Annotated in this window: 5 protein-coding genes; 2 read left to right on the forward strand and 3 right to left on the reverse strand. The window is 47.8% G+C overall.

Annotation, left to right across the window (positions count from 1 at the left end):
* Positions 1 to 50: 50 nt before the first annotated feature.
* Positions 51 to 2,372 carry a catecholate siderophore receptor Fiu gene (locus RSA72_RS05985; protein WP_332621851.1) on the reverse strand — a complete coding sequence of 774 codons (2,322 nt, stop codon included), beginning with the start codon at positions 2,370 to 2,372 and terminating at the stop codon, positions 51 to 53.
* A gap of 197 nt (positions 2,373 to 2,569) precedes the next feature.
* Here RSA72_RS05985 and RSA72_RS05990 point away from each other — a divergent pair, with 197 nt between their 5' ends.
* Positions 2,570 to 2,782, forward strand: coding sequence for a hypothetical protein (locus RSA72_RS05990; RefSeq protein WP_332621852.1), 213 nt, complete (start codon positions 2,570 to 2,572; stop codon positions 2,780 to 2,782).
* Between the two features lie 252 nt (positions 2,783 to 3,034).
* Here the strand turns inward: RSA72_RS05990 and RSA72_RS05995 are convergent, their stop codons facing one another.
* Together RSA72_RS05995 and RSA72_RS06000 are read right to left on the reverse strand one after the other, a co-directional pair.
* Positions 3,035 to 5,380 (reverse strand): TonB-dependent receptor, encoded by a 2,346-nt coding sequence (locus RSA72_RS05995; protein WP_332624171.1) that lies wholly within the window; start codon positions 5,378 to 5,380, stop codon positions 3,035 to 3,037.
* 339 nt (positions 5,381 to 5,719) lie between these two features.
* Entirely contained in the window at positions 5,720 to 7,936 is a 2,217-nt protein-coding gene (locus RSA72_RS06000) for a TonB-dependent receptor domain-containing protein (protein WP_332624170.1), read from the reverse strand.
* A gap of 284 nt (positions 7,937 to 8,220) precedes the next feature.
* Between RSA72_RS06000 and RSA72_RS06005 the strand changes: the two genes are divergently transcribed.
* The coding region (locus RSA72_RS06005) for a hypothetical protein (RefSeq protein ID WP_332632872.1) at positions 8,221 to 8,300 on the forward strand (80 nt) is incomplete at its 3' end.

The raw sequence follows: 8,300 nt of genomic DNA on the forward strand, positions 1-8,300 counted from the left end.
TAATGCGCTTAACATAGCACATTACCTTGCCGGGGCTTTTAAAAAGCAGCTTAGAATTTATAGTTGAAGGTTAAGGCGGCGGAACGCGGCTGGCCCATCACCAGGCGCGCGCCGCTGTTGTTCAGCGTGCTGATGTACTCTTTATCCGCAAGGTTGTAGATATTGAGGTTCAGCGATGCTTGATCATTCAGGGTATAGCCGAGCAGCGCGTCAAAAACCAGATAGCTTGGAATCGCCGGCATGTTGGCCTCTGCGGATGAACCCGGGCTGACAAAGCGCTTCTGCTCATCCATATAGCGCGCGCCCAGGCCGGCTCTGAATCCGGCTACGCTGTAAGTGCTCCATAGCGTGGCAGACCAGTCCGGAGACCAGCGCGCCGAAGTGCTTTCAGTCCAGGTTTTATTGTTTTTGCTGTAGATGCGCTGATTTTCCTGTTCAGTGTCCATAAAGGCGAGGCCTGCCGATACATTCCATGCGCGGGTAATCTGGCCTACTGCGCCCAGCTCCAGGCCCTTAACCGTGGTTTTGCCTTCGGAAAGATACTGCAGGGTAATCGGGTCTTGGGTAATCTGGTTTTCATTTTCAGTATGATAGGCCGCTGCGGTTAAGATCAGCTTGTCTTCATTGAAGGTCCATTTTGTGCCGATTTCATAATGCTGGGTTTCCTGCGCCTTGGCCGAAGGGTCATTGGCTGCATCTGCAGCGGAATTCGCCGCCGTGCTTAAGGCAAAGGCTGCGCCCGGCGGGGTGAAGGACTTGGCATAAGACGCATAGACGCTGCTGGCGCTGGTCGGCTTGAAGACGCTGCCCAGCTTCCAGCTGACTAAAGTGCCGTTCGTGCCCAAGTTGCTTGGGGTTTTGGTCACGGCCAAAGTTGCGGAATCGGTTGCAATGGCGAGCGCATCCGCTTCAGTATCGTAATAGTCAATGCGCACGCCGCCGTTCAGCTGGAAGCGTTCGCCAAATTTGAGCGTGTCAAATAAATAGGCAGCGGCGGTATCTGTTTTGCCGTTTGCATAGGCTCCGGTAGGCGCTAGGCCCGGCAGCGCCTGATAAGGGTCCGGAGCATACAGGTTGGCGGGCGGAACAGCCGGGGCTGCCTGTCCGGGAGTCTGTATATGCAGGGTCTTGTTAAACTGCTCTTCCCGCAGCAGCTCCAGGCCGGCGACAATATCGTGCTCCACAAAACCGGTTTTGGCATTGATGTTGAGCGTGGTTTGGTTAGCCAGAATTCTGTTTTCCTGCTCTACCCCTTGGCGCGTGCGCACCACAGACCATGAATTCGGGTCTTTAGGCGCCGCCAGATTGCTGATGACTAAAGCATTAACGCCTGTCAGCGCGCGGTCCATCTCAGTTTTGCCGAATCTGGAAATATTGGTCAGTTTGACATTCTTGCTCAGGTCGCTTTCAACTTTTGCCGTGAACAGATGCGCATCAACATCTTCATGGTCATTAATATTGCCGTAAAAGTTTTCGCGGTTTACCGGTTCGGCGGCGTTGACCGCTGCGTTAATGATGTCGCGCTGCGCCTGCGTCAGCTTGGCATCGGTATTGCTGTAATAAAAGCCTTTCATGCCGATGGTCGGAATGCCGCCGTCAGGAATATTGCGCTGGCGCACATGCTGCGAATACAGGTAAAAGCGCGTATCGCTGTCCAGGCCGAATGCAATTGAAGGGGCAACCGCATAGCTGTTGTTTTCGACATAATCACGGCCGTCTACACCGCCTTCCTGGCCCATCACGTTTAAGCGGACTGCAGTTCCTGCAGAAAGCGCCTGATTGATATCTGCCGTCAGGCGCGCATGTTCGGCGGTGTTGTAGGTGGCGGAAACTTCCTGGCTGTTTTCCAAATGCGGCAGCTTGCTGACCAGGTTGATGTAGCCGCCCGCGCCGCCGCGGCCCGCTTCGGCGCCGGAAGGGCCTTTGACCACTTCAACCTGCTCCAGATTGAAAATGTCGCGGCTGATGGCGCCGATATCGCGGATGCCGTCAAGGTAAATCGAATTTTTCGTGTCAAAGCCGCGCATCTGGAAGGAGTCCCCGGCGCTGGTGTTGCCGTTTTCGCCTAGCTGCAGGGTGATCCCCGGGGTGTTGCGCAGCGCTTCGGTTAAAGAGGTGGCGCCTTGTTCTTTTAAGAGTTCTTTTTTAATCACCGAAATGGTTTGCGGCGTATCGGCCAGAGGCTGGGTGTATTTTGCTGAACTGACCTTGTCCGCTTTATATTTATTTTCGGCTTCAGACTTCACTGTAATTGTCGGTAATTGCGTTGCCTGCTGCTCAGTGCCGGCTGCCTGGGCTGCCAGCGGCAGCGCGGCGGCCAATGCAACAATTGAAGCAGTTTTGCTGTGTTTGCGGCTTTTGATCTGTGCCATGTCGAAGTCCTGAAGTCGTTAGGGGGAGCTATTGCGGCTTCGATAGTCACAACTCCATGAAGCGGCAATGGATTAATTGTTATGTCCTGTAACAATTGATGCGAATTCTATTGATAATAATTATCGTTAACAATACTAAAACTATTCATTTCCGGGCTTTTATTGCAGGAAATATTGTTTAATTAAAGTTAATTAATTTGGAAAAACTATTAAAAAATCGGCAGAAAATGCCGGTTTATTCAGTTTTTTTACTAAAAGGTATAATTATGGGCTGTCCGGAAGCGCGCTGGCGCTGCTGTTTGGTGGAATACGCAGGGGCGGGCGCTGCATTTTACGCTCATGCTGCCGTGCTGCTCAGTTCAGCTTCAGGGCTGCTGGGGCTTAAGAGTATTTGGCTGATAAAAAAATAGCCTCTGGATAGATAATGCCAGTCAGTTAAGCATTTTTAATCCTCCCCAACCCTCCTTTTTCAAAGGAGGGAGTATTTTGAAATTCAATACTGTATTGAATTCAAGGGTGTTCCCCTCTTTTTCAAAGAGGGGTTAGGGGAGATTTATCAATCAGTAATAATGAAATTACGCTTAACTGATCAGCATTACTCTGGATAGAGGCTATTTTCAGATTAAATCCCATATATTGCATATGGGATTTAAGCGCAGAACTTAGTATTTGAAGTTCACAGACAATACTGCGCTGCGGCCTTCGGCTTCAGTGGCATAGTGAGATGCATAAGCTTTAGTGAAGTAGCGCTCATCAGACAAGTTGTTGACATTCAGCTGCAGGTCAACATTTTTGTTGACGTTGTAGCGCGCCATTGCGTCATAGCGGACATAGCCCGGAACGTATTTGGTATTGGCAGCGTTGCCGTAAACTTTATCCATTGCTGCTGCGCCTGCGCCCAGCTGCAATTGTGGAAGCACTTGGTAAGTCGTCCAAAGCGTTGCGCTGTTTTTAGCGACGTTTTGCACTTGGTTGCCTTCATTTGACTCTTTAGGGCCATCATCGACAAGTTCGCTGTCCAGATAAGTATAGCCAGCAGAAATAGCCCATTTATCTGTAATGTTGCCATTAACGCCAAGCTCGATGCCGTCTACGCGGGTTTCACCAATATTGCGGGTGAATCCGTCTGTGGTTACGGCGCGGGTATTTTCTTTCTCGGTGCGGAAAACAGCAGCGGTAAGATTTAATTTTTCATCCAATAAATCCCACTTCGTGCCAACTTCATACGTTTTCACTTCTTCCGGCTTCAAGTTGTTCATCGCACGGGCTTGTTCTTCCGAGGTATTGCGGCCAGGGGCGCCAATGCCTTCAGAACCGTCACCGCCATCGACACCAACAGGGTTGGCGGAAGTTGCATAGCTCACATAAATTGAACCGTTTTCACGCGGTTTAAAGGTTAAGCCTGCCTGATAGTTAAAGAAATCGGCATCGCTGTTTAATTTTAATTTGTCGCCAGCAAGTTTGGTTGGAGGTGTAAAGACGCCGGTTGAGCTTGTAGAACCTGTAACAGCAGTGTTTTTAGCGCCATAAGTCATGACTTGGTCAGTTTCAAACTTATCCCAGCGGACGCCCAAATCTAAAATCCATTGCGGATTGAATTCAATGCTGTCCAGGAAGTAAACAGAAGCTGACTTGCTTTGAATATTGTACTGGTCGGCACCGTCCGTGCTGATTGAACCGTTCCATGGCCCGCGGTTTGGATTCTGTACAGAGGTACACCAGCCTGAAGCAATATCGGCCGGCTTGCAGGAGCTGGATGAACTGCCTGTAGTATCTTCACCATCAATGATGTATTGCGTGCGGTCTGTTTCCTGATCTGAATATTCCGTACCCAAGTTGAAGCTGTGCTTTAAGCTGCCGGTGTTAAATTTTCCTGTCAAAGCCAGCTGGTCGGTAAATGTCTCTGTATCAGCTACGCGTGAGTTAACACGGGCCCAAACATTTCCTGTTAATGCGCCACCTGTTTGATAAATCTTGCCTTTAGAATCATCAGGGTTGGTCCAGAGGTAATCATTTTTCGAATTGTTGTAAACGGCAGTATTGGTCAGTGTCAGGCTGTCTGTCAGGTCATGTTCTAACTTAATTGTGCCTGCTTGGTTTTCCTGCTTCTGGAAATCGCGGTCTTTCCAGCCGTAATAAACCCCTTGTTTTACATCAATCGGCTTGCCGTTGCCATTTTCTGGAATCCGGCCTGGCTGATTTGATGCTGAGAAAGGATTATTGTACGGAACACCGGAATCTGGCGTATCGTCAGACTTTAAGTAGTAATAGCTTAGCGTTGCGCGGGTCGGAGTATCCAAGCCGAAAGTAATGCTCGGCGCAATGCCGGCGCGCGCATATTCAGCGCCGTCCGCCTGGCCGGCTTTTTCATTTTTATGGCCCAGCACAGCAACGCGGGCGGCAATGCCGTTGCCGAAGTCTTTGTTGCCGTCCAAGGTAATGCGCTGGTAATTGTCTGTGCCCGCGCCAACCGAACCTTCTAAAAAGTCGCCTTTTTTAGCCACTTTGGAAATCATATTGATGCTGCCGCCGGTCGTTCCTGCGCCACCCATTGCGGAAGCGGAGCCTTTGGTCACTTCAACCTGTTCTACAGCGAACATTTCACGGTTTTGCGATGTCGCATTGCGCACGCCGTCTATATACATTGAGCTTTCAGAGTTGTAGCCGCGGATGAAAGGGCGGTCACCGTTCGGGTTGCCGCCTTCACCGGCGCCCAGGGTAATGCCGGGAACTGTACGCAATGCATCACTCAAGGTTGTCACTTGCGTGTCTTCAATCAGCTGCTTGGAAATAACAGACACAGATTTTGGCGTATCCAGTAACGGCGCAACAAACTTGGCGTTTGCAGATTTGTCCACTTTTAGGCTTTGCTGTTCTGCAGCCACATCCTGATGGATGGTTTCAAGCTGCGTGACTTGATCTTGAGCGAATGCATTGACTGCAATCATTGAAAGGGAAGAAGCAATTGCAGAAGAGACAATTTTCTTGCGTGTTTTGATGAAGGCCATTTCAACCCTGAGGATGCGTTGTGAATTTGTATGCGAATAATAATAATTCTTATTTTTTATTACATCTGTATTTTATTGCAATTGCCGATTTTAAAATAAATAAAAAGAGAAAATATAAATGTAACTGTATAACATTTTTTATGTAGGATTATGTTTTTATTATATATTGATAAAATTAAGAATAACTTAATATTTAATTGGGATTATTAATCTAATGCTTTAGCTGCAGCAAATATGAAGTTTTGATGGATAAGCTGTTTTTTCTATTGGCTGCGGTTCTGAGCAAGAAAAACCCTGCCGGAGCAGGGTCTCTCTTAAGAATCGGGTTTATCAGGCTTCTTAAAACTTGAACGTGGTACTCAGCTGAACGCGGCGTCCTTCCTGAGTGTTGCTGTATTGATTGTAGTAGCTAGAGCCTACTTTTTCGAAATCAATAAAGTTTTTATCGAAGACATTATATAAGGCCACGCCGACATCCCAGTTATCATTTACTATAAAGTTTGAACCGATATGCAGCAAACCGTAAGATTTATATTCGCCTAAAGCATCATAAACTGCTTTGTTGGCAGCGGATAAATTGTCATAAGTTGAGGTGAAGCGGGCGCGTTCACTGCGGTATTCTCCTCGAGCCCATAATTGAATATTGTCATCAGCCTGCCACTTTAATGATGCGTTGACCATATGTTCAGGGGTATCGTTCAGCGGCGGGTTGCCAAGTTTAGAATCCTTGATTTCGGTTTCAGTCCAAGTGTAGTTGATTCCAAATTTCCAAGAAGGAAGGAACTCCCAATTTAGGCCGGTTTCAATACCGTATACTTCAGCTTTTTCTGCATTGACTGAGCGCGAGACAGACCATCTGCGGTCACTCTTGACTGAGCCATCTGGGTTATAAGTCACCGTATCTCCAGGGTGCATTGTCCATGGAGTGCCCAGATTTGCCATTAAACTTTCACATTCGGCTTTATTTACATTTGCGTCACAAGTTTTTTCAATCGGACCTGAAACGATTTTATCTTCGAGTTGGCTATAGAAGGCTGTGATGTTGTAGTCGAAGTTCTTATGGTTGCTGAAATATGTGCCGAATTCAAAGTTGTTGCTGGTTTCCGGCTTCAAATTTGGGTTGCCGAAAACTGGGCTGCGGCCTTGACCGCTCACATTATAAATGCCTGAGGTTAGGCGCTCCAAGCGCGGAGCCTTGTAGCCTTCTGAATATCCACCTTTAAACGTCCAGCTGTCATTGGCATTCCACACTAAATAAGCCCGCGGTGTCCAGAAGTCCCCGAAAGTATCATGGTCATCAAAGCGGAGGCCGAGAGTGAGCGCCAGGCGGTCTGTTATAGCCCATGTATCTTCTGCAAATAAGCCTATTTGCTTAAAAGCAATTTCTTTATTGACGCGCAGGCCATCCTGAATGCTGGCATCCCACCATTGCCCGCCTAAAGCAATATTGTGCCCGTCAAAATATTGGGTGGTAAATTTAGTATCAAAAATAGTATCTTCACTTTCAAGCAAGCGGGGCGTAATGGCTGGAGACATATTTTGCGCGCGGGCAGGAATTAAGCGTCCGATTGTTTCAGTCTGCGTGTTGGCAAGGCTGGATTCCAGCATGCCAAGCTTGTTGCGCCATGTATGCGCCAGGACAATTTTTTCCCTATTGTATTCTTGCGCTTCGCCATAGCCGCCATTGGCTCCTAAAGTGCCCAGCTGCGCCTTGCTGTTATCGTACCATTGTTCTGTCTGCTCATATTCGGCTGAAATATCATGGTCATCTGTAGGCGTCAATGTGAGGCGAACGCCAACGGTTTCCAAATCGGATTTTGTCGGATTATCGCCCCGGTCCAATTCAGTGCTGCTGCCGGCGTCATCTGTGCGTGTAACATTGGACTGGTCTCTTTCCGTTTTCCGCCCGCGAAGCTGGATGCCGAGCAAATCCTTAACGATTGGCCCTGAAACAAAGGCATCTGCGGCGCGCTGATTGCCGAAATCGGAACTGTTCGGCAGCAGCGTTCCTTCCAGTGTGACTGCGCCAGTCCATTCATTCGAAACTTTTTTAGTAATAATGTTGACAACGCCGCCGATTGCGTCAGAACCGTACAGGGTTGATGCCGGGCCGCGGATGATTTCAATCCGCTCAATAGCGGATATTGGCGGAATGAAGCTGTTATTCGACTCACCGAAACCATTCGGAGTGATATCGCCGGTGCTGTTTTGGCGGCGGCCATCAATTAAAACAAGCGTATATTCCGAATCCATGCCGCGGATGCGGATATTCAAGCCGCCTGTTTTACCAGCTGAAGGGCTGATATCCACGCCTTCAACATCGACTAAAGCATCAGCAACTGAATTAATGCGCTTATTTTTAAAATCTTCTTGCGTTAAAACGGTAATTGATGCCGGCGCATCGGTAATTTTCTGTTCATATCCCGCGGCTGAAACCACAATCGTGGATAGCTGCTGTGCCTGATTAGGCGCTGTTTCTGTATTTGCGATAAGGGATGGCGCTGCAAATGCCCCAAGCAAGGCAGCGTACAGAGGATGAGGGTTGAACTTACTCATAAAAGAATTCCAAAGTGGACGAGATAAACAAGAAGGGATAAACAGTTGAAAATGAAAATAAATTTAAAAATTGCATAAATAATAATGATAAAACTTATCATTTGCAATAAAAATCAAACAAAAGCTGTAAAAATAGAATTGATTGTGAATTCAGGCCATGCGCATCAGCTGCAAAAAAACAAGAGGAAAAAGAGGTGCTATAATGCTACTTTGTATATCTTTAAATGTTGTCATATAATATGGCACTTTTTTTAAACTGTTATTAACACAATATCGAGGAAGCCATGCAAGTAACTTCTGAAGCGGTTTCGGGCGTTGCCCGTCGTTTAAATGTATCTGTACCGACGAGCCGTATTAACGAGCA

This window comes from Acinetobacter sp., assembly GCF_036659555.1.
Classification (GTDB): Bacteria; Pseudomonadota; Gammaproteobacteria; order Pseudomonadales; family Moraxellaceae; genus Acinetobacter.

What these genes read in the sequence shown, in the direction of transcription:
- RSA72_RS06000 (WP_332624170.1), bottom strand. Translation starts at nt 7,936, where the DNA reads ATGAGTAAGTTCAACCCTCATCCTCTGTACGCTGCCTTGCTTGGGGCA.
- RSA72_RS05985 (WP_332621851.1), bottom strand. Translation starts at nt 2,372, where the DNA reads ATGGCACAGATCAAAAGCCGCAAACACAGCAAAACTGCTTCAATTGTT.
- RSA72_RS05995 (WP_332624171.1), bottom strand. Translation starts at nt 5,380, where the DNA reads ATGGCCTTCATCAAAACACGCAAGAAAATTGTCTCTTCTGCAATTGCT.